Annotated in this window: 22 protein-coding genes; 8 read left to right on the top strand and 14 right to left on the bottom strand. The window is 36.5% G+C overall.

The window, feature by feature from the left end; all coding sequences use genetic code 11:
* Window positions 1-32: 32 nt before the first annotated feature.
* The 12 genes from OPU68_RS13420 to OPU68_RS13365 all read right to left on the bottom strand — a co-directional run bounded on the left by OPU68_RS13420 (window position 33) and on the right by OPU68_RS13365 (window position 11837).
* On the bottom strand, window positions 33-224 hold the full coding sequence (locus OPU68_RS13420; protein ID WP_498474501.1) for a hypothetical protein: 192 nt from the start codon (window positions 222-224) through the stop codon (window positions 33-35).
* Window positions 225-354: 130 nt separating this feature from the next.
* Window positions 355-1386: a S41 family peptidase gene (locus OPU68_RS13415; RefSeq protein WP_498474500.1), complete on the bottom strand. Its 1032-nt coding sequence runs from the start codon at window positions 1384-1386 to the stop codon at window positions 355-357.
* Between the two features lie 124 nt (window positions 1387-1510).
* Complete coding sequence (locus tag OPU68_RS13410; RefSeq protein WP_498474499.1) at window positions 1511-2644, bottom strand: hypothetical protein; 1134 nt, start codon at window positions 2642-2644, stop codon at window positions 1511-1513.
* Window positions 2645-2797: 153 nt separating this feature from the next.
* Complete coding sequence (locus tag OPU68_RS13405) at window positions 2798-4246, bottom strand: serine hydrolase domain-containing protein (RefSeq protein ID WP_498474498.1); 1449 nt, start codon at window positions 4244-4246, stop codon at window positions 2798-2800.
* A gap of 73 nt (window positions 4247-4319) precedes the next feature.
* Complete coding sequence (locus tag OPU68_RS13400; RefSeq protein WP_498474497.1) at window positions 4320-5153, bottom strand: helix-turn-helix domain-containing protein; 834 nt, start codon at window positions 5151-5153, stop codon at window positions 4320-4322.
* A gap of 81 nt (window positions 5154-5234) precedes the next feature.
* Complete coding sequence (locus tag OPU68_RS13395) at window positions 5235-5696, bottom strand: hypothetical protein (RefSeq protein WP_498474496.1); 462 nt, start codon at window positions 5694-5696, stop codon at window positions 5235-5237.
* Between the two features lie 209 nt (window positions 5697-5905).
* A complete protein-coding gene (locus OPU68_RS13390; protein ID WP_498474495.1) occupies window positions 5906-6859 on the bottom strand; it encodes a DUF6624 domain-containing protein in 954 nt (317 codons plus the stop codon).
* Between the two features lie 132 nt (window positions 6860-6991).
* On the bottom strand, window positions 6992-7768 hold the full coding sequence (locus tag OPU68_RS13385) for a toxin-antitoxin system YwqK family antitoxin (RefSeq protein ID WP_498474494.1): 777 nt from the start codon (window positions 7766-7768) through the stop codon (window positions 6992-6994).
* A 188-nt stretch (window positions 7769-7956) separates the two neighbouring features.
* Entirely contained in the window at window positions 7957-8451 is a 495-nt protein-coding gene (locus tag OPU68_RS13380) for a GLPGLI family protein (RefSeq protein WP_498474493.1), read from the bottom strand.
* Window positions 8423-9052, bottom strand: a complete 630-nt coding sequence (locus tag OPU68_RS13375) for a hypothetical protein (protein ID WP_498474492.1) — start codon at window positions 9050-9052, stop codon at window positions 8423-8425. The genes OPU68_RS13380 and OPU68_RS13375 overlap by 29 nt, the downstream gene beginning before the upstream one ends.
* A 34-nt stretch (window positions 9053-9086) precedes the next feature.
* Window positions 9087-10988: an ATP-binding protein gene (locus OPU68_RS13370; RefSeq protein ID WP_498474491.1), complete on the bottom strand. Its 1902-nt coding sequence runs from the start codon at window positions 10986-10988 to the stop codon at window positions 9087-9089.
* 21 nt (window positions 10989-11009) lie between these two features.
* Window positions 11010-11837 carry an HD domain-containing protein gene (locus tag OPU68_RS13365; protein ID WP_498474490.1) on the bottom strand — a complete coding sequence of 276 codons (828 nt, stop codon included), beginning with the start codon at window positions 11835-11837 and terminating at the stop codon, window positions 11010-11012.
* Window positions 11838-12114: 277 nt separating this feature from the next.
* Between OPU68_RS13365 and OPU68_RS13360 the strand changes: the two genes are divergently transcribed.
* Window positions 12115-12678 carry a hypothetical protein gene (locus OPU68_RS13360; protein WP_498474489.1) on the top strand — a complete coding sequence of 188 codons (564 nt, stop codon included), beginning with the start codon at window positions 12115-12117 and terminating at the stop codon, window positions 12676-12678.
* A gap of 202 nt (window positions 12679-12880) precedes the next feature.
* Here the strand turns inward: OPU68_RS13360 and OPU68_RS13355 are convergent, their stop codons facing one another.
* Together OPU68_RS13355 and acs are read right to left on the bottom strand one after the other, a co-directional pair.
* Window positions 12881-13273, bottom strand: coding sequence for a hypothetical protein (locus OPU68_RS13355; protein ID WP_498474488.1), 393 nt, complete (start codon window positions 13271-13273; stop codon window positions 12881-12883).
* A gap of 359 nt (window positions 13274-13632) precedes the next feature.
* Window positions 13633-15540 (bottom strand): acetate--CoA ligase, encoded by a 1908-nt coding sequence (acs, locus tag OPU68_RS13350; RefSeq protein WP_498474487.1) that lies wholly within the window; start codon window positions 15538-15540, stop codon window positions 13633-13635.
* Between the two features lie 244 nt (window positions 15541-15784).
* Here acs and OPU68_RS13345 point away from each other — a divergent pair, with 244 nt between their 5' ends.
* The 7 genes from OPU68_RS13345 (at window position 15785) to OPU68_RS13315 (ending at window position 22843) form a co-directional block, all read left to right on the top strand.
* Window positions 15785-16363, top strand: coding sequence for a GNAT family N-acetyltransferase (locus tag OPU68_RS13345; RefSeq protein WP_498474486.1), 579 nt, complete (start codon window positions 15785-15787; stop codon window positions 16361-16363).
* Window positions 16356-17549 (top strand): argininosuccinate synthase, encoded by a 1194-nt coding sequence (locus tag OPU68_RS13340; protein ID WP_498474485.1) that lies wholly within the window; start codon window positions 16356-16358, stop codon window positions 17547-17549. The genes OPU68_RS13345 and OPU68_RS13340 overlap by 8 nt, the downstream gene beginning before the upstream one ends.
* Window positions 17550-17653: 104 nt before the next feature.
* On the top strand, window positions 17654-18619 hold the full coding sequence (argC, locus tag OPU68_RS13335) for an N-acetyl-gamma-glutamyl-phosphate reductase (protein WP_498474484.1): 966 nt from the start codon (window positions 17654-17656) through the stop codon (window positions 18617-18619).
* A 127-nt stretch (window positions 18620-18746) separates the two neighbouring features.
* Complete coding sequence (locus OPU68_RS13330; protein ID WP_498474483.1) at window positions 18747-19916, top strand: aspartate aminotransferase family protein; 1170 nt, start codon at window positions 18747-18749, stop codon at window positions 19914-19916.
* Window positions 19917-19948: 32 nt separating this feature from the next.
* Window positions 19949-20902, top strand: a complete 954-nt coding sequence (locus tag OPU68_RS13325; protein ID WP_498474482.1) for a Rossmann-fold NAD(P)-binding domain-containing protein — start codon at window positions 19949-19951, stop codon at window positions 20900-20902.
* A gap of 92 nt (window positions 20903-20994) precedes the next feature.
* On the top strand, window positions 20995-21786 hold the full coding sequence (argB, locus tag OPU68_RS13320; RefSeq protein WP_498474481.1) for an acetylglutamate kinase: 792 nt from the start codon (window positions 20995-20997) through the stop codon (window positions 21784-21786).
* The gene (locus OPU68_RS13315) at window positions 21761-22843 is read left to right on the top strand and encodes a M20 family metallo-hydrolase (RefSeq protein ID WP_498474480.1); all 1083 of its coding nucleotides are present in this window, start codon (window positions 21761-21763) and stop codon (window positions 22841-22843) included. The genes argB and OPU68_RS13315 overlap by 26 nt, the downstream gene beginning before the upstream one ends.
* Window positions 22844-23013: the final 170 nt, after the last annotated feature.

Genomic DNA, 23013 nt, shown 5'->3' with positions numbered 1-23013 from the left:
TTTAAGGATGATTTAATACTTTTGGCAGCTTGTCACTTTTCCGCTCGCTTCCGGAAATTCCTCACCAAAACCACAACGGCGAACAAAAACGTAACAGCATAAAGCACAGACAAAGCCGGCTTCTCCACAGTCATCGTTTTAAAATCAATTTGCTTGTACAGCGCTACACCTACAATGATGGCGACGATGCTCATCGTGAAAGTCATTGGATTATTTTTCTCCATAGTTTGAAATAGTTTTAAGATTAAGTCAGTTTTTTACGTCACTAAAATACTAATTTTCAGAAACAAAAACCCAATCTTCAAAAACCAACTTCACACCGCCGGCGCGGGCATCCTGCGCGTGTCCAAAAACCTACTTCCCCTCAAAAAACTTTACCGCCTCCAAAACATTACCATCCAGCATCAGATCCTCAAAGTTATCCTCCTTTGAAACCGGTATTTCCGGAACAATCTCCTCGTGATAGATGCCATTCCTGTCACTGTCATAGCCGACCGTCAGCGCCAATACGGCACCAAATGGCAGCTCCGTCTGGATATTACTTGTCGTGGCGCCGTAAGATTTTTCGCCAATGAAGACCGTGTTGGGTCTCCCTTTGAACGCCAGTGCGGTTACCTCTCCCGAGCTTGCTGTGAAGATCCCTGTAATCACCGCCACTTTCGCCTGATCCAGGAGTTCGCCATTGGGTTTTATGGATGGGATTATTTTAGAACCATCTAGATACTTTCCCTGTTTGAGTCGGACCAGGTTTTCCTGTTTTTTGTTGAGGTCCAGCGTGCCCCAGACAGCGTTGTCGCCCAGCAGGTCATACAGCGCCAGGAGCATCGGCATCGCGTTCCCGCCGGTATTGAGGCGCAGATCCACAATCCAGCCTTGCGGGTGGTGCTTCTTTTTTAGGGCTGCAATCTGGTCATACATCGGCTGCGCTATGCTGGAGATGTTTCTGGCGCTGGTATCCATAAAGACCATGGCGGGCATCAGGATGTAAGCGTACCGGTCTTTCAGCATTCTGGCTTCGAAGACAGGTTTGGCAGCCAGTTTCTTTTTCAGTTGGTCTGTGTAGGCATCTTTGGGGATGGTTTTTCCGGAGCCGGCGTATCTTTTCTGTTGATAGTATATGCCACAGTGGTTGGCACCTATCTTGTCAAACAGCGGCTTAATCTCACTCAATGACTTTTTAAAACTTCCGTATTGCGTAAGATTCTGATTGGTTTCAGCTTCCACAGATTTCCAGTCAACAGAATTCTTGTGCAGATAGCCTTTTTTAAGAACCGAAAATAGCTCATCATAAAACAACTTGATGCTATCCTTCGCGCTTGCCTGTTTCTGAGCAAAACTTAGGATTGACAAGCTGAGAAAAAAGAATATAGTTAGTAGTTTTTTCATAAGACTTTAAACATTGATGTCTGAGTATCAAATATCTTAAATTACCATTGGAATGGCAAAATAAAAACCGCTTTTTAAGGGCGGTTTTTTTATTTGAGTGAGCAGCTTTATAGTATGTACGTTGTTATTTTAACGATATTTCTTTACTTTTAGTGACTTTCGGAATATAGATTAGATAATCGTAACCCTTTATAACTCTCGATAAGTATACATCATCTACTTTCAGCTTGTTTTGTAAAATAGATTTTTTCAAAGGTCTTAAATCAAAACAGTGCCATTGATCGTCTTTTGCCACATTTAGAAAAGATTTAAAACTAGTGTCATCATCTTCGTCTCCTTTACCAACAAGCATGATGTGTAACGATTTTCTATAATTCGCTTCTTCTATATTAGAGATTAAGCTACCAATATCGTATATATCTGTTTTTGTTAAGATGGTTTCACCTCTTGGTAGATGAACTGCGCCAAATTTGAAGAGATTTTTTTTGTTTTTCCACTCGGGCATTTGCGTCAGCAGGATATTTTTCAACAGTTGAATCCTTTGCGGATGATTTCTTTTAACATAAATCTCTCTGCTTAACTTTAAGTCTTCAATTTGTTTTCGCTCTTTGTCAGAAAGCTTTAACTTCAATAGCGAATCTATTTTTTGAAGGCAATCTTCAGATAACAGATAGTATTTTTCCTTACCATCTTTAGAGGCAGCTAGTTTGGAATTATGAAGCATTTGCTCATAGATCTCAACCGCTTTTTTATTTTTCGAATTTTCTTTCAAACGTGAAATGATCATTTGGTCTGCAAAAATGCTGATTTGTTCGGCACCATATATTTTGGTATTGCGTTTAACTAAATCCTTAAACAAAGCAAATTCAGGCTCATACTCCAAAAAAGAAAAGTTGGTACTGTATTCTTTAACAAAAGAATTAAGCTGCTCATCAGATAGAGATTTGATTTTTGTTTCGATGATATCTACTGAATAAGGATCAACCTCAAGAAAATAGTTGTCAAACTTAACCTCATTGATAACGGCGTTTGTGAAATAAGGAATTTCGTTTGTAAAATGAGTTTCTCCCAGCAAAACAGAATTCGATTGTTTTATTTCGTTGAGCAAAGCATCCCATCCTTTTCCCTGAAATGAAATGTTTTTATCAGCCTGGAAAGCAAAGCCATTCTTTTGAACCAAACTGTCGAGTACTCTGTTTTGAGCATAGTTAAAATTTGTAATGAATAATGTGAGAAATAATAATGTTAATTTTTTCATTTTATAGTTATCGAATTTGTATTGTAATAACGTACAGCCTTTCCCTTGCTACAAGAGGTTTTGGGCTAAATTAATGTTATTTTTCAGTTTAACCAAATTCTCACAAATAAACACTAAATTTTGAATTAAGTCAAATTCCCAAATCTATTGTAGTTATTTCATCAACAACTTATATTTTAATTGAGCATCAATGTCTTCCGGCTCTTTTTCAAGGTATAACTTTAAATATTCAATCGCTTTTTCTTTTTGACCTGACACCCTGTATGCCTCACTGATGTAATAATAACCATTGTTTGAGTGGGGGAAAAAACGAAGATTCAACTTAAACAAATCTATGGCCTGATTGGTCTTTTTTTCGAACAAGAGCTTATAACCATATCTCTCAATCAGATTTTCTCTTAATGAATATTTCTTTGAATTTAGTTCTATTTCTTTAATGCCTGCTTCATAACCTTTGTTAGTTACGATCTTGATAATATCCTTAGTGTAGAAAAAATTGTCAATGGACGGTGCTGAACCCACCAATTGTTTTTTAATCAGATTACTCGCTTCCCAATAATTTTCGACTTCTCCGTTGGTTAGAATTACGACAGTATAGCCCAGATCAGGATAAATCATTATTTCACAGGCAATACCATCGTGTCCGCCGGTATGTCCAAAGATGCGGTGTCCGTTGATTGTGTTTTCTTCAAACCCATAGCCATACATTCCTTCTCTGTACTTCACTTTACCCGATGTAAAAAGAGTCACTTTCTCTTTACTCAATAAAATATTGTTTTGTAAAGCATTGGCGAAATTCAGCAAATCGTCAGCTGTCGAATAGCCGCCACCGGCAGGCGTTCCTTTGGCTAAATTTGAGAAAATATTATTTTTCCATTGTCCCGGTTCCTCCAATGACATGGTGTAACCGGTCGCCAAATTTGGAATCGCATGATCCAATTCGTAAGCATCAGTATTGATCATTTTTGCTGGTTGATAGATATGCTCTTTTACGAAATCAAAATAATTCTGACCCGATACCTTTTCAATAATCAATCCTAAAACCATATATCCGGAATTGCTGTAGTAGAAGTCACTACCTGGCGAAAAGGCTAGTTTTTTATCAGCAAACAACGGAAGGTAATCAGAAACTGTTTTGAAGTTTACTTTTGCAAACTTGTCGTATTCCTCCCAAAAACTCATCATTCCTGAAGTGTGCGTCAATAATTGATGGATGGTCACAGAGTCGGCAACCGTTTTATTTGGATAATTTGTAAGATATTGGCCTACTTTATCCTGAAGCGAAATTTTCCCGGATTCCACCAATTGCATAATAGCCATTGCGGTGAACATCTTGTTGATAGAAGCTAAATTGAACTTCGTGTCCGGTTTATTTTTAACACGGTCCGGCAAATTGGCAAAACCAAAGGCTTCTCTATAGATTGGTTTGCCATTTTTTGCAATAAGAACAACCCCGCTTAGGTTGTTTTCTTTTTCAAGATTTTTTAAGTGAAACTTTATCGGATTAATTATACTTTCAGAATTTTGTGATTGGACCACAATAGGCTGTAAAAAGGCTATCAAGAAGACAGCTGTAATAAAATAGATTTGACGGATGGTCATAGTGGTATCTTTTTGTTTAAGCGACAAAAGTACTTTAATCACAAAATGAAAAATTGTACAATTGTAAACCCATCTATAAAAACAGCCAGTGAATTTGTTTTTTTTCCAGAGCAGTCGTTTTGTCAAAAAAAACCTTGGGCGAAAACCCTGTTACTGATTTGAATTCTCTTGTCATATGTGACTGGTCAAAATAATCAACACCATAGGCGATATCCGTTAAGTTGTTTCTTGTCTTATTTGATGCGTATCTGTTAACTGCATTTCTAAATCTTAAAATCTTCTTGAATTGAGATGGTGTTTTGCAAATATGTCTGCCAAAGTGTTTGTTCAATGTGGTGCGTGAAATAGCATTTTTTTTGCAAAGTTCTGTAATAGTTAAAGCATCATTTTCATCACCCATCATTTCAGACAAAACAGTTTCAAGGAAATTGTGCTGAAATCCTCTTAATTTGGATAACCAATAACTTTCAAGAGCCTCAATTTTTTCGGTGTCATTTTGCAAGGAAAGAATGTCGATCATCGATTTTCTGTAATCCTCAAAAGGTGAAAATTCAGAAAAGTTGGAGCTGTTGTAATGATTTAGGTTCTGCTCCAAAAATGCATTGATGGCCAATGGTTTGAAATAGATCGTGATTTCGTTTATTTTCCCTTCGTATTGCACATACACCGGCTTATTGAAATCAGACACCAAATTGGTTTCCACCTCATTGTCATCGCATTGCCTGATGATCAATTGATTTCCTTTTGTGATCGATTTTGATTTTTCACTGCTTGATACAATGGTAAAAATAGAAGGAAAGGTGATGTATTTGGCGGGTTCTTCTTCAGCGGTATGGGTGAGGATATAAATACTTTCTATGTATTTTTTAAGTAAAGGATTGGAAGGGGAATAGACTTTTATTTTCATAGGTTATAATTGGGCGCTGGAGCCTAATTAACTGTTTGTACTTCGATGTCACAGATTTGTTCCTTCATAATAATGATCTTGCTAATCTGTGTGTTTAATTGTCCAATTAGCATTTTTTACATCGTCGTAGTTTAGGTCATATCTTTTCAAATACATACCATTTTCTTTTATGGTTTGCCAGTCATTATTTAGAAGGACCTGTTCATCGAAAACGAATACACTTATTTTCGGGTAAGATTTAAACATCGTCTCCCACGATTCTGGTTTTCCTCCATTGCTTCTCAAGGCATCATTATTAATGGAGTGTGCCAGGACTTTTCGATCGGGATTATTTCTTGGGTCTGGCGTTCCGTATTGTGTTAGCATTGTGTCAGAGCTCCAGAAGATGTATAGATTTTTATTAGAATTATTTTCAAAAGATATTTTGTAATGGCTGTTTTCGGTTTCTCGAGGTTCACACGAGAAAACAGATAATAAGAATAATATAAAAAGAAATGTATTCTTGATTTGAGTTAATTTAACAAATTTTGAATTTCTTATCATGGTTTTATTTGTTTTAGTCAGATTAATTTTTGGTACTAAAATAATAATTATTAATTCTAATTAGTCTACAATAATTGTAATGTCAGGAATTTGTAATCTTTTACGACGTCGCAGATTTGTAATCTGTAATTTTTATCTATGTTGTGGATGGAAAAGCACGGATTGCAAATTCACGCTATCGGGAAAACTGTTGTCAGCAGACATTTTTTCTATTTATTTAATTTTTCTAATTCGGGTAATTCACTTTTATACTTTTCAGCGTCCCAAACTAAATTCCAAGTTTTAACATAGTCAGAGATCAGGCCCAAGCCTACTTCTGTTCTTCTTTTATCTACATTGTCAGGATCAATTAATGGTAAGACATAGTGATCATTAGTATTTGGATTGATTCCTATCTGACTTCCGTAGATTTGTTTTCTACCTTCCCGAATTTCTATTCTGTCAATCAACAAAGCTAAAGAACCTGGATTTGCATTTCCTTTTGTTACAGCTTCTTTCATCATTGGTAAATATTTTTTTTGCGTTTCCAGATCCGAATGTTGAATGACAAGAAATATGGCACTATTGGCTTGTGCGCCTACTTTGTCTTTGCCAACCCAACCTTTTTCATCTAATATTTTTTTTACTTTTAATAAGTTAATTGAGTCGCTGTGAAGGGTTATTTTCCAAAGATCTTGCATTTCTTTAGAATCATCACTGGATTTTTTTAGAGTTTCATGGATTTGCTTTCTATATTTCTGGTCTTCCTCAAGAATGGTCAACAATTCAGCCTGCAATGGTTTGTCATAATTGGCTTCTACTAACTCTAATTTTTTTTCCAACTTTTCAATCGTTTTTCCCCATTCTTTTTTTGAATGCAGATTTTCTAGATCAGTATCAGATTTTAAGTGCATTAGATTTGTCCAGCCATTTTCTATGGATAAGTTCAACCATTTAAATGCTATTGTTGTATTTCCCGCTAAAGAAGATGCGCAGGCGCCATTATACAAGTGACTTGGATTTTTGCTTTCAATTTTAAAAGCTTTATCATACAGATCAGTAGACATTTTGTAATCTTTTGCTTCATATGATTGATGAGCTTCACTTATTAGTGTTGGATATTCTTGAGCATTGACAGTTGTGAATAGAAATAATAATAACAAAGTATAAATATGGTTTCTCATTTTTTCTGTATTAAATTTTAGATGTTTACGTTCGGTTTGTAAAATGTCTGGACTTTGCGATGTCAGGGCAAATCTAAGCACAACTCTTCAGTCAAAGAACTACCGGTGAACTTTGCGGTTTCGCCCCATTATTTAATGTTTTTCCGTCTTCACTAAGTTGCCTTTTTCGTCATAAAATTTCCAGTCGCCACTTTCTTTTCCATCAGTATAGTTTTCTGTTTTTATCAGATTACCCTCCTCATTGTAGAATTTCCATTCCCCATTATATTTTTGATATTGGTTATAGCGCTCAAAACGTTCTAATTTTCCATTTTCATAATAATAGTTCCACTCCTCGGTTTTCATCCCTCTGTTGTATTTCCCAATACTTTCTAGCTGTCCATTATCATAGTATTCTTTCCATTCGCCAGTTTTAAACCCTTCTTCGTCAAACAGCCAGTTTCCTCTTGACTTACCATTTTCGTGGTAAAGTTTCCATTCACCGACAGGATATCCATTTTTATTCTTTCCAACAGCCGATAATTGTCCATTTTCAAAATAGACTTTCCATAGACCTGTTTTTTCGCCATTGTCATAATTTCCAACTTCCGCAAGTTGTCCATTTTCGTGATATTCTTTCCATTCGCCGATCATTTTTTTATTTTCATTAAAAGATACACCACCTCTTAATTTTCCATTTTTCCAATACCACTTCCTTTCTTCATTTTTTCCTGTGTCATATTTGCTGATGGTTGATAATTGTCCATTTTCGAAATATACTTTCGCTTCGCCCGTCAATTCACCGTCTTTGTCTAAAAAAAAGTGTTCTTTAACTTGACCGTTTTTATGATACGTTTTATGTTCTTTTCCTTGTCCGTTACAGGCATTGAAAATTGATAAAATGGAAAATAGGAATACTAGTTTTTTCATTAGATTTTCTCTTGTTTCAACTTTAGAAAGCTTTTGATCTAGCATATCGCACGACGTTTCGTGGCTTGGCGATGGTGGGCAAACCGAAGCCAAAACCTTCAACTAAAATACAAAATTGTACCGAAGCGCAAAACCTGAACTGATGACTTTCCGATCGCTATCGCCAAACTCTTCTTAGCAGAAGGTTTTTATTTATAGTTTATTTTGTGATCTAATTCAATGGGGTTATTTTCTTGTAAAATATAATTTTGTAGTTCTTTATTCTTTATAGAAATATCCACTGTTGTACCATTTGCGTCGGTAAATTTAGCTGTTTTCCACCCTCTTGAATTTATATTAAATGGGTCATTAAAATAGGATCTTGCAAGTGCTTCATATTTTTTCCAATCGATTTTTATTGTTTTTGTGCGTGCGTCAAAAATAGTCCCGCCTTTTTTGACTTCTATCAAATTAAATGAATAGTCATTGTTTGAGTCCTGAATAGAAACAATCAATCCAGGTAAACCATTGAAAATATAGGGGCCATCACTGAAAGGTAATTCTGTGGTAAACCAGGCAATCCAGTTTCTTCCGCCATACGTAGTTTCGGCTTTTTGAGATTTATAGTTTCCAATTACTTTTTGTTCGGAACTTATTTTCCAATTTAAGATGTCCTCAATTGGAAGAAGATAATCTCTTTCCAAATAAGTGATTATTTTTTCCAATTCTTTTTTGAGCAAGATTCTTTTTGACATAGAATTGGTTTTCAACACCCATTTTAAAACTTCCATTTCCACTGTTTAACCTTACTGAGTCTGATTTTCGTTCTAGTGAATCTCTAAAAATTGAAGTGTTATTTTTTAGATCCAAACTCATCTTCCCGGAATTAACCTCATCTGGTTTTTCTGAATTCAGTTTGTATTTTGTTTCGTAGATAAAACTTATTTTTTGCGAGAAGCAAAATGTAGAAATTCCAAGAAAAAAGATAATCAATTTCATTTGTGAGGGGTGTTTTTTAAAATTTGTGCTAATATTTCGGGGTACTTGATGTCGTAGATTTGCAATCCGTGACTTTATCAATATGCGGTTGGAAAGCAAGGATTGCAAATCTGCGCTATCGTGGTTCTGTCTGGTTTCCGCTTCTACCGCGGGCCAGTTGACTTGCTTCCTGTGCAGATAGCCTTTTTTGAGAACCGAGAAAAGCCCGTCGTAAAACACCTTGATGCTATCCTTGGCGCCCTGTTTCTGAGCATTACCAGGAACCGACAAACTAAAAATAAAACAAAGAGCTAGTAGTTTTTTCATAGTTTTTCCAAGAGTGATGTCTAAGTACTTGACATTATATAAATTCCTTTAATTCTCTAAACGCTTCACTATATAATTTTTTTCTTTCATTAATGTCATAGGGTATGATATAATTATCCTTTATATATTTCCGAAAAATATCTTTGGTTACTTTATGTGTTTTTTCCGAAAAATATTTAATACTTATTTCTTGTAGAGACTGTATTTGTTGTATTAATTGTTTATCTAAAGATTCAATGTTTGATAAAATAAAAGGCTTTTTAAAATCTAAACTTTTATAAATAACATAATCATCATTTTGATTTTCTATCTCGATCCCTCTCTTAATATATTGTGGTAATCTACGAGAACTTTGAGAAAAGTGGATGTCAAATTTATTCTTCGGTAAAATTATTCTTGCTCCGCCTTCTGGAAATATACTATTTCGTTGAACAGTTAGATTAATAGATTCTTTTAAAGATATTAAAATTAAAGTTTCTTTATAAAGATTTAATGAATTTAAGTTAAATGTGTTTTTATCAGTAATAATTTTCAAGTAGTTATATCCCAAGCTTTCTACACCTTCTAAAAAATATTCACTGTCAATAATAAAACCATTTTCTCCATAAAGAAACTCACCGTTATGTAATAAATTATTATTTTGGATGTTTTCCAAATCTATATCAATAGTTAATATTTTAGCTAAATAATGCTTTGAGACTTCGCCTAATAGTTGTTCTTCAAAAGGAAATTCGGAGGAATCTAATTCACTGCGATCTAACTTGAGAGGAAATATGCCATCTTTATCATCTACAATAACTGTGGGCTTGCTTGTGATTAAATTATAATAATTTTTATTTCCATATCTAAATCGATCATTACTATAAGCTTTATTTATAACAATGCCATTACAAGCGAGCATTTTTTCATATGATTCATATGAGTTATTGTATCTAATTAAATTATAATTCCACCGAATGAGTTCAAATGAATTAGTCTTAAAGCTAAAATATTTTGTAATATCATATTCATTTTTTAAAATTAATTGCTCCCTGTCTAAAAAGAAATTAATTCTAGGTTCATCATATATATACCAATTAGTCCATTTTACTACGTTACTTTCTCTATAGTATTCTGCCAGTAAGTTTTCTCTTCTGTCATTATCTACCTTGATTGATATTTTCACCCCATGAGTCTCTAATGTTGTATGCTTAGAAACATTTATTGATTGTGAATCTATTGATGCTGTAAAAGAATAAGTTGTGTTATCTAAAATACTTTTTGAATGAACTTCAATTTCATCTCCTAGTAAAAATGCAGCTAATACTCCGATTCCAAATTTTCCATTTCTATTAACTTTTGATTTTCCGTCATCATCTACGAATCTCTTTTTCCAATCCATACTTTTTCTAAATGATGTACCAACGCTTAGAAAGTAGTTAATTATTTCAAATTCATTCATACCCTTACCATTATCTTGAATTGTAAATAGACTCCATTCGTCATCAATTCTTTCTAACGATACATTTATCTCAGGAATAAAAATAAAATTATCATTTGAATATTCCATTTCTTTCCTTTCTAAGCATGAATCTATTGAGTTCTGCAAAAGTTCTCGAACCCCAAAAGTTGGATTATCACCATATAATGGTGCTACTAATAATCTGGATAAATTATTGTCTACATGAAATCCAATTTTCTTGGTAAGGAATGGCAGGTTATTTACATATTTACTGTTTTCTAAGTTTGAACTTATCCTTCTAAATCGAATTGAAGGTTTGTTTAGCGGTATGAAGCCATAAATTTCACCTAATATAGCCCACGACTTGTCAAACTCTTTTTGAATATCAGAAATTAAATTATAGATTTTAACAAATTCTAAACTGTTCTTTGGAGAACATTCAACATAAATTTTCTCAGAATCAAATTGATTATAATTAAGTGATTCAATTGCCAAATGAGTTTTATGCTCTACACTTTAAATCGGACTGTTAAATGACTTCACTTTAAGTAGGTAGGGATTTACTCTCTGTTTATCAATCTGTATGTAATCTGCAATTCTAAGAATTACCATCAAATAGACAATATTTATATTTAGAGGATTTCGCCAGCTGTCATTACCTATTTCTTCGAGAAAATAAAAACAGTCTCTGATATCTAAACCATGGCTTCTTGCTACTATCCCTGCGATTTGTCGATTTTTGATGTCTAATTTTTCTGTACCAAATTCAATACTAGTATTTCCGATTAAACCTTTTACAGCTATTTCATGAGCAATTCTTGCGTGATTTCTCCTAATGAATTCGCCTATGACTTTTTTATCAACACCATCTAGATTATCTTTATTAGATAAATCCGGAATTTTAAATTTAATATTTTCATCTCCGAAAATATTTTTCTTTTGATAAGTATTAAACCTTTTTACCTCGGATAAATAATCTTCCCATAATTGACTCCAAGTTTTATTGTCTATCGAATTACATATCACATCGTCATAATCCCCATTAAGAAGTGAGGTAAAAGTGATAAATTCAATGTGCATTCCTAAATCGTGTAAAATTACTGCAAGTATTAATGTTGCGACTTCATTTGGGCTTAGGTTTTTATATGAATCATCAGTTATAATAAATTCACAAGAATTTAAAACACTTTCAATGTGATTAATGCCATGATCAGTATATTCTTCAAAGAAGTATAGCTTATTATCTTTAAAAATTGGATCAAATGATGATATTACATCTAAAACAACGGAATATAATGTTTGATTTTGTTTTAGTATTTCCTCAAATCGAGATGGGATTTTCATTATTAAAAGTTTAATGGTAAAAATATTACTTAATTATAATATTCCAACGAAATTGTTAGTTGATTTTAGTTTTTATATATCTTGATTAACCATTGATTCTCAAACCAGTACCAATCCAATTTAACATAATATAAACCAAAATGACAATATATTGTCTTGAATAAAATTTATAACAATGTATTATCGAAAAATAATCCATAAAAAATTCCGTTTCGTATGATTAAAATATTTATTTTAGAAGCTCAAAATTATTATTAACCTTTAAAAAAACACGAAGATGGCAGAAAGTAAAAACAACATCATCACACACGGCCTTAGCGGTAAAGTTGGAGACCTCATCGTTTTCAGCCAGAGAAACGGCAAAACCATAGTATCAAAAGTCCCAAAAGACAGAACCGGAGATTACACCGATAATCAGAAAGAGCATCAGCGTAAATTTCAAAAAGCAACCCTATACGCCAAATCGGTTATCAAAGATCCGGACCAAAACCAAATGTATTCCGCAGCAGCAGATGTTTCCAAAGGAATCAGCACATACAACGTAGCAGTAGCCGATCTCCTGAAAGCACCGGATATAGAATCCATAGACCTGTCTGCCTACACAGGTAAGAAAGGAGATACCATCAAAATAATTGTATTGGATGACTTCGCAGTAAAAAGTGTAACCGTCAAAATAGAAAACGAAGACGGCACTCTCTTAGAAGAAGGTTCCGCAGTAGATTCCGGCTTCGAGTGGCTGTATACAGCAACTCAAGATAACAAAGATCTCGCTGGCGATAAGATCACAATTACAGCAACAGACAACCCTGACAATATGACAGAAATGACCCGGACGCTTTAAGAACTGAAACTAAGTTTTGCGTATAGGTTGCGTATACCGACCGTATACCGATAGCCTACAAAAAAAATATGTCAAAATGACAAAAGCCACCCAATCGCGGTGGCTTTTTCTATGGTCATACATAGCTCGCCGAAGTCTCTTCTAAAAAAAGGCTTCCCTCCGTCAAGCTCAGGATAAACTTCACCTCAGCCTGACAACAAAACTATTTGTAGTCATTACTGCAAAACGCACCAAAAAACCCTTCCCCTACAGAATCCGGGATAGCATACGCCATTTCGACTACATATTTGTTCTGTTGCAAAGTAACCAAGAGATTGTCTTCCTTTGAGTAAATGTTCCATTGCAACAGGCCTGCTTTTTTATTTTCGCAGTCAAATCTCCATAAGGTCAATACATAGCTGTCAATCACCCGTAAACCGGTAGAAGTCTTCGGAAAGTACTCCGTTTTTCCAGATATCACTTTTATCCAAGCCGTATTTTCTGTATTGGGTTTGTAGTAAAAGGAATCGGTATTGTTCTCAAAGATAAATTTCCAATCCTGCGCATAGCTGAAAGAAAATATCAAAAGCGAAAGAGCTAATAAAAGTTTGTCCATTTTATTATTTTCATTTGGTTAGTGAATTTTAGTTTGTTCAAATGTACAAAACAAACTGATAATCAGCTAATTAATTTATCAATTTAACATAATATAAACTCAATTATTACTAATGCTTCAAAAAATAAAAAACCAACACCATCACGCACGACCTTAGCATTAAGGCATCAGACCTTATCAAATAACAAAAGCCACCCAATCCGGATGGCTTTGTTATGTATTTATCTGTTAAAGCTATTGAGAATTAAGGATAATTATTTAAATACTTTTCTCGCAGATCGTGCAAATTCAGCAGATTTATTTCAAGCATTAATCAGCTAAATCTGCGAGCCACCCATAACTCATAACTTATCATTAATCTAAACTCTCTCATTCTTAATCTCATCCACAATCTCCGGATTCAGCAAAGTAGAAGTGTCCCCAAAACTGTTGAAGTCGCCCTCGGCAATCTTTCTCAGGATTCGGCGCATAATCTTCCCGGATCTCGTCTTCGGCAACCCGGAAACAAATTGGATCTTATCGAGCTTCGCAATCGGCCCGATCTGGTCAGAAATCAACTGGTTGATTTCCTTCGCCAGGTTCTCACGCTTTCTGTCTTCGCCTGCCTCTTTCAGGATTACAAAACCGTAAAGCGCATTCCCTTTGATGTCGTGCGGATAACCCACAATCGCAGACTCCGCCACCGCAGGATGTTCATTGATGCTGTCCTCAATAGGCGCCGTCCCCAGATTGTGTCCGGAAACGATGATCACATCATCCACACGACCTGTGATTCTGTAATAGCCAACCTCGTCCCTCAAAGCCCCATCGCCCGTGAAATATTTCCCAGGGAAAGCTGAGAAGTAGGTCTCCTTATACCGCTGATGATCGCCCCAAATAGTCCTGGCAATTCCCGGCCAAGGAAAACGGATGCAAAGGTTTCCATCCACCTGGTTTCCGGTGATCTCGTTTCGCTTCTCATCCATCAGCACCGGCTGAATTCCCGGCAACGGAAGGGTAGCGTAAGTAGGTTTGGTAGGTGTCACAAAAGGAATTGGCGAGATCATAATACCGCCGGTTTCAGTCTGCCACCAGGTATCTACGATCGGGCATTTCTTCTTCCCGACATTATCATTGTACCAGTGCCACGCCTCGTCATTGATAGGTTCTCCTACGGAGCCAATCACTTTAAGAGAATCCAGATTATGTTTCAAAACCCAATCCACGCTTTCCTTTGCCAAAGAACGGATCGCCGTCGGAGCCGTGTAAAACTGAGTCACCTTATGTTTCTCTATCACTTCCCAGAATCGCCCCGCGTCAGGGAAAGTCGGCACTCCCTCGAAGATGACAGTCGTTGCGCCATTTAGAAGCGGACCGTAAAGAATATAAGAATGCCCCGTGATCCAGCCAATATCCGCCGTACACCAATAGATGTCATTCTCTTTATAATTAAATACATTCTGGAAAGTGTAAGCCGTATAAACCATATATCCGGCACAAGTGTGTAGCATTCCTTTCGGTTTCCCAGTCGATCCCGAAGTGTAAAGAATGAACAACGGATCTTCTGCATCCATAATCACTGTCACGAAATCTGCCGATGCTTTATCGTAATAGTCGTCCATCCAATAGTCACGGCCTTCCTTCATCTTCACATCATTGTGCGTTCTTTTCACAACCAGAACGTTTTCTACGGTTGGTGTTTTATCTAATGCTTCGTCCACAAGAGTTTTAAGATCTAAGACTTTGTTTCCTCTGTAGCTTCCGTCGGACGTGATGACCATCTTCGCCCCGCAGTCATTCACCCGCGAAGCCACCGCTGAAGCAGAAAATCCGGCAAATATCACAGAATGAACAGCACCCAATTTTGCACAAGCCAACATCGTGATTGCCAATTCCGGAATCATCGGAAGATAGATACAAACGCGGTCGCCTTTTTCAATGCCCATTTCACGAAGGATATTCGCGACTTTATTAACTCTTGTATATAATTCGTTGTAAGAAATGTGTTGAGCTTCTTCCTTCGGGTCGTTCGGTTCCCAGATGATTGCTGTCTTATCGCCACGCACGGAAAGATGTCTGTCCAGACAATTCTTTGTAATATTAAGTTTCGCATTCTTGAACCATTTGATGTTCGCTTCCTGCATATCATAATCCACTACCTTGGACCAACGCTGATACCAGACGAAATTCTCATCCGCAATCTTATCCCAAAACTTCTTCGGATTCTTAATTGACTTTTTATACTCTTTGAAATAATCCTGTAGATTCTGAATGTGATAATTTCTCATAACAATTGATTTATGATTTCTGGGTTTAATGAATGAATAGAAGCGAATCTTCGTTCAGATCGCAATTTTAGCTTAGCCAAATTACATAAAATCTGCAAACAAATAAAACTTATAGCTTCTTTGTTTATTAATTGTATAAAAGATAATATTGTTGTTAATGATAAATTAACAGATAATAATATCTAATTAATTTGGACAATAAAGATAAATATATTTAAATTTGCGACTTAATTAGATAATATCAATGAAATTAGAAGTTTCCTCAGAGAAACATTTGGTATATGTGGAAGAAATCCGAAACGAAATGGAGGATTCTGCAAAGAAAAGAGGAACAGGCATCGCAAAACGTTCCTCCGAATATCTGGGCAAGAAAATCTCGGAAGGTAACGCCATCATCGCCATCGACGAAGATGGAACCTGGACAGGCTTCTGCTATATCGAAACCTGGACAAACGGAGAGTATGTCGCCAATTCCGGATTGATTGTTTCGCCACAATTCAGAAACGCTGGATTAGCAACTTTGATTAAAGAAAGAATCTTCGAGCTTTCCAGGGAGAAATATCCAAATGCAAAGATTTTCGGTCTCACCACAGGATTGGCAGTGATGAAAATCAACAGCAGTTTAGGTTACACGCCGGTGATTTATTCTGAATTGACTCAAGATGAACAATTCTGGAACGGTTGCAAAAACTGCGTAAACTACGAAATTCTGATGATGAAGGAACGCAAAAATTGTCTATGCACAGCAATGCTTTTCGTCCCGGAAAAAGTAAATATGAATAAAGAAAAAGATTTTGAATCTATAAACAACGACAATGAGTAAGAAAGTAGTTTTGGCATTTAGCGGAGGTTTGGACACGTCGTATTGCGCCAAATATCTAAGTGAAACTTTGGGCTACGAAGTTCACGCAGTCACAATCGACACAGGTGGTTTTGATAAAAACGATGAGGTTTTGCTTAAAGAAAAAGCAGAAAATTTAGGCGTGGCTTCTTACAGGTTTATCGATGCTTCAGAAAAATATTATAACGACTGTGTCAAGTATTTGATTTTCGGTAATGTTCTAAAAAACAATACTTATCCATTGTCTGTCAGCGCCGAAAGAACGATTCAGGCGCAAACGATTGCGGAAGCAGCTTTGGAAATCGGAGCCGAAGCAATTGCTCACGGAAGTACGGGTGCAGGAAATGACCAGGTTCGTTTCGATTTGATTTTCAATGTAATGTGTCCAAAAATCGAAATTATCACACCAATCCGTGATTTGAGTTTGTCTCGAGAAGACGAAATCCAGTTCCTGAAAGACCACAACTACGAAATGGATTTTGACAAAGCCAAATATTCCATCAACAAAGGACTTTGGGGAACTTCCGTCGGCGGAAAAGAAACTTTGACGTCCCGATTTTCTCTTCCAGAAGAAGCTTTTCCTTCGCAAGTTGAAAAAACAGAACCATCTCAATTGGAAATCGAATTCAAAAATGGCGAATTGATTTCTGTTAACGGCGAGACTTTTTCTCATCCGGTTTTAGCGATTCAAAAGATTGAAGAGTTGGCGTCACCTTACGGAATTGGTCGCGATATCCACGTTGGAGACACGATTGTCGGGATAAAAGGACGTGTAGGTTTCGAAGCTGCTGCCGCGTCAATTATCATAAAAACGCACCATCTTTTGGAGAAACATACACTTTCCAAATATCAGCAGACCATCAAATCACAATTGTCAGATTGGTACGGAAACTGGCTTCACGAGGCGCTTTTCCTAGACCCTGTGATGAGGAACATCGAATCATTTTTGCAGGATTCTCAGAAAACAGTCAATGGAAAAGTATTTATTACGCTTCATTCATATCGTTTTGCTTTGAACGGAATCGAGTCTGGAAATGATTTAATGTCTTCAAAATTTGGAAGTTACGGAGAAGAAAATCTCGCTTGGAGTGGCGATGATGTCAAGGGCTTTACCAAAATCCTAAGCAACTCGCTCAACATATATCATCAGGTCAATAAGTTGAATTAGAATAATTTTTAAGATGTCATCCTGAACGAAGTCGAAAGACTTTGCGACTTTAAATATTTTTAATAATTACAAAAAATCTTTGCGCTCTTTGCGTTAAAATATAAATGAAAAAATCAGTCGGAATCATAGGAGCTAATGGCTACACAGGAAGCGAACTCGTTCGTTTGCTCGCATTCCATCCGAATATAGAATTAAAGTTTTTGTTCAGTCGTTCCAATTCCGGAGTGAAAATTTCCGAATTATATCCGGATTTGGACTCGATTTGTGACTTGGTTTTGACGAACGAAATTTCAGAAACGGACATTTTATTCCTTTGTCTTCCTCATAAAGAAAGTCAGAACTGGCTGAATGAAAATCCGGTTTCAGATGATACTTTAATTATTGATTTAGGAAATGATTTCCGTCTCGACGGCAATTTCGGAAATAGAAATTTTGTTTACGGTTTGCCGGAAATTTATTTTAATGAAATCCAGAAGTCAAAAAGTATTGCTAATCCCGGATGTTTTGCAACTGCGATTCAGTTGGCGTTGTTGCCTTTAGCAAAAGAAAATCTGTTGAAAGATATTTACACAACTGGAATTACAGGTTCGACAGGTGCAGGACAAATTCTGCAACCGACAACCCATTTCACTTGGCGAAATGATAATATTTCAGCCTACAAAACTTTAAACCATCAGCACGTTGACGAGATTTTAAAACAAGTCAATTTGCTTAACGAGAAAGAAGTTGAACTCAACTTTGTGCCTTGGCGTGGTGATTTTGCAAGAGGGATTTTTACAAGTTCTATCATCGAATGTGATGTGGAATTAGATAAAATTTACACCTTATATAAAGACTTCTACAAAGATTCGCCTTTCGTAAAAGTTTCAGAGAAACCGATTGATTTGAAACAAGTTGTGAACACCAATTTCTGCGTCATTCAAATCGAAAAACAAGAAAACAAAATAGCAGTTCATTCCGCAATCGATAATCTTCTGAAAGGTGCATCCGGACAAGCGGTTCAAAATATGAATATCGCCAATGGTTGGGAACAAAATTTAGGTTTGAATTTAAAACCTTTAGCATTTTAAAATAAATAAGAGTCTTCGAGAGCCTCAGACTGACAGCGTTTAATATCAGAATTGTCACGCCGAGCGGAGTCGAAGCTTTTGTAGAGTAATTAACCATCAACTATCAACCGACAACAATCAACCAAAAATGAATTTATTCAACGTATATCCACTTTTCAACATCAATCCTGTTAAAGCCGAAGGTTCTTTTCTTTGGGATGAAAACGGACAAAAATACCTCGATTTTTATGGCGGTCACGCCGTTATTTCTATCGGTCACAATCATCCGCATTATGTTGAGAAATTGAAAAATCAGTTGGAGAAAATCAGTTTTTACTCCAATTCTGTACAGAACAAAATTCAGGAAGAATTAGCTAAAAAGCTGGGAGAATTGTCAGGTTATGAAGATTATTCATTGTTCTTGTGCAATTCCGGAGCAGAAGCGAATGAAAACGCTTTGAAACTCGCTTCATTTCACAATCATAAAAAGAAAGTCATTTATTTTTCCGAATCCTTTCACGGCAGAACTTCTGCTTCAGTTGCAGTCACAGACAACCCAAAAATCATAGCACCAGTCAACGAATCTGAGAATTTCATCAAATGTGAATTCAATAATTCGGAAGAATTGAAAACAATTTTTGCGGAAAATCAGAACGAAATTTCTGCGGTTATTGTAGAGGGAATTCAAGGTGTTGGCGGAATTAATTTGTTGGAAAAGGATTTCATTTTAATGGTAGAAAAATTGTGCAAAGACAATGATGCGGTTTTGATTTTGGATGAAGTTCAGTCTGGTTACGGACGTTCCGGTAAATTCTTTGCGCATCAGGAATTCGACATCAAACCGGATTTGATTACGGTTGCAAAAGGAATGGGAAATGGCTTCCCGATAGGCGGTGTTTTGATTAGTCCAAAATTCAAAGCGAGTTATGGATTGTTAGGAACCACGTTTGGTGGAAATCATCTCGCTTGTGTTGCCGGATTAGCAGTTTTAGAAGTGATTGAAAATGAAAATTTGATTGAAAATTCTGAAAAAATCGGCGCTTACATCGAAGAGAAAATTAAAGATTTCCCTCACATCAAAAATATCAAAAGGCGCGGTCTGATGATTGGAATCGAACTCGACCAAGCTTGCGCGGATGTCAGGAAAGAATTGCTGTTCGAACATTTTATTTTCACGGGCAATGCCAACGACAAAAACGTTCTTCGCATTTTGCCGGCGCTCAACATCTTAGAAAAAGAATCCGATTTGTTCATCAATGCTTTAGAAAAAACCTTGAAAGCCATTGATGAGAAAAAGAAAATTTTAACTGAGAATTAGAAATATTTCTTTCTCATTCAAAAATTATTAAAATGAAAAATTTCACTTCGGTTTACGATATAGATAATTTGCAGGAAATCATTGCAAAAGCTCTAAAAATAAAAGAAAATCCATTAGAAAATCCAACCAAAGGAAAGGGAAAAACGATTGGTTTGGTTTTCCTCAATTCAAGCCTCAGAACAAGATTGAGCTCTCAGATAGCGGCTCAGAATTTAGGATTAAATGTTCTGACTCTCAACGCTGCACAAGAAGCCTGGAATCTGGAATTTGCTGACGGAACGGTGATGAACGGCGACACAGTTGAACACATCAAAGACGCCATCGAAGTTCTGAATCAATATTGTGACATCATCGCCGTAAGATGTTTTGCAGGAATGAAAAGCAAAGAAGACGACGTGAACGAAAGTATTCTGAGCCAGTTCTTGAAACACGCCAAAGTTCCGGTCGTTTCGTTGGAATCTGCGACTAGACATCCTTTGCAAAGTCTGGCAGATTGCATCACAATCACAGAAAATTGGACAGAAAATAGAAAGCCAAAAGTCGTTTTGACTTGGGCGCCTCACATCAAACCAATTGCGCAGGCTGTTGGAAACTCGTTCGCAGAATGGATGCAACAAATGGACGTCGATTTTGTGATTGCAAATCCGGAAGGTTATGATTTGGATAAAAATTTTACAAAAGATACAAAAGTAATTCATAATCAGGACGAAGCGTTGAAAGGTGCAGATTTTGTTTACGTTAAAAACTGGTCGTCGTTTGAAGATTATACTGCGATGCCGAAAGTTGAAGAGAATTGGATGTTGACCAATGAAAAATTGGAATTAACAAACAACGGAAAAGTAATGCATTGCCTTCCAGTCCGTAGAAATCTGGAACTGAGTGATGAAATAATGGATGGCGAAAATTCTATTATTTATCAACAAGCAAAAAACAGAATCTTCTCTGCGCAGGTTGTTTTCTCTGAAATATTAGATGAATTAAATTAAAAAAACTTTGCTGAGCGTAAGCGCCTTTGCGAACCTTAAAATATTTTCAATAATTAACAAAAAAATCTTAGCGCACTTTGTGTTCAAAATAAATGCAAAAACTACACATCATAAAAATCGGAGGCGCTTTAATCGATGACAAAAAATCACTGAAAGCTTTTCTTCAGCAGTTTTCTCAAATCGAAGGCTCCAAAATTCTGATTCACGGCGGTGGAAAGATTGCAGAAACACTGGCGGAAAAACTGAAAATCACGCAGACAATGATTGATGGTCGAAGAATTACCAACAAGAAAACTCTGAAGTTGGTAACGATGGTTTATGCCGGCCGAATCAATAAAAATATTGTGGCAAAATTGCAGAGTTTCAATTGCAACGCGATGGGATTCTCCGGCGCCGATGGCAATTTAATTAAAGCTGAAAAACGCCAGCATCCAACCATCAATTTTGGATATGTTGGCGATATTAATGAAAAAAGCATCAATCACGAATTGATTACAAATATGATAAATCTGGGTTTGGTTCCGGTGTTTTCTGCAATCACTCACGATAAAAAAGGAAATCTGTTAAACACCAACGCAGACACGATTGCCGGAACTATTGCTCAGGCTTTATCAAAAAATTTCGAGACAGAATTGTTGTTCTGCTTCGATAAAAACGGGATTTTGGAAAATGTGGAAGACGAAAATTCGAATTTGAAAAACATTAATAAAAATGAATTTTCTGAATTAAAATCAAAAGGAAAACTTCACAAAGGAATTTTACCAAAACTCGAAAATGCTTTCAAAGCCAAAGAAAACGGCGTTCAGAAAGTGTCTTTGATTAACGAGAAAAAACTGTCAGACCAAATAAAAAAAGGAAATGAAGGAACTGAAATCTGTCTTTAGCCGAGAAGAACTCACGGAAAACGCCGTCAAATTACTGAAAAAACTCATCGCAACACCATCTATGAGTCGCGACGAGTATAACGCTTCGCTCATCATCGAAGGCTTTTTCAACGAGCATCAATTGACGGTCAACCGATTCAAAAATAACATTTGGGCAACCAACAAACATTTTGACGCCGGCAAACCATCGATTCTCCTAAACACGCACCACGACACGGTAAAACCAAACAAAGCTTACACTTTGGACCCGTTCATTCCGGTTGAAAAAGACGGCAAATTATTCGGTTTGGGAAGCAACGATGCAGGCGCGTCTTTGGTGGCGATGGCGCAGACTTTTCTTTATTTTTATGAAGCCGAAGATTTGTCGCATAATTTATTAATTGCGTTGACGGCCGAAGAAGAAATCTCAGGTCTGGACGGCATCGAAGCCTTGTTTCCACAACTTCCGAACGTCGAACTGGCAATCGTCGGCGAGCCTACAAAAATGAATCTGGCAATCGCAGAAAAAGGTTTGCTCGTCATCGATGGCGAAATGCTGGGAACGCCTTCTCACGCTGCGCATCCAAACGATGACAATGCGATTGTGAAATGTATGAAGGATTTGCAAAACATTTTGGACTTCAAATTTTCGAAAGTTTCAGATTATTTGGGCGAAGTAAAAGTGACTTTGTCAGTTCTCAACGCAGGAACGCAACACAACGTGGTCCCGGAAAAATGCAATTTCACTTTGGATGTCCGCGTGACAGACGAATACACGAATCGCGAAGTCTTCGAAATCATCCAATCGCAGATGAAATCAAAATTGACACCAAGGTCGTTCCGCTTAAACTCCTCAAAAATCGACGTCAATCATCCGTTTGTTCAGGCTGGATTGGCGTTGGGCAGGACAACTTACGGTTCGCCGACATCTTCGGACCAGGCGATTATTCCGTGCACATCGGTCAAGTTGGGACCCGGCGACAGCTTACGTTCCCACACCGCAGACGAATTTATTTACATCGACGAAATCCGAGAAGGCATCGATGTTTACATCAAAATATTAGAAAAAATATTGTAATAAATTTTAAGGATTTGGGCAGCTATTTCCGCCTTCCGCTCCCAATCTTTTTTGCACACGATTTCCTTTTAAATAGAACTTGAAGTCAAAGCAAAAAAGGATTTCCACTCAAGTCGGGCTGCGGATTCAGCATAAAACAAGAGAAGTTTATAACCACAAAGTTTGTCATT

It is taken from the genome of Chryseobacterium sp. TB1-D10 (genome assembly GCF_059803555.1).
This window is presented reverse-complemented; position numbering and strand designations above follow the sequence as displayed.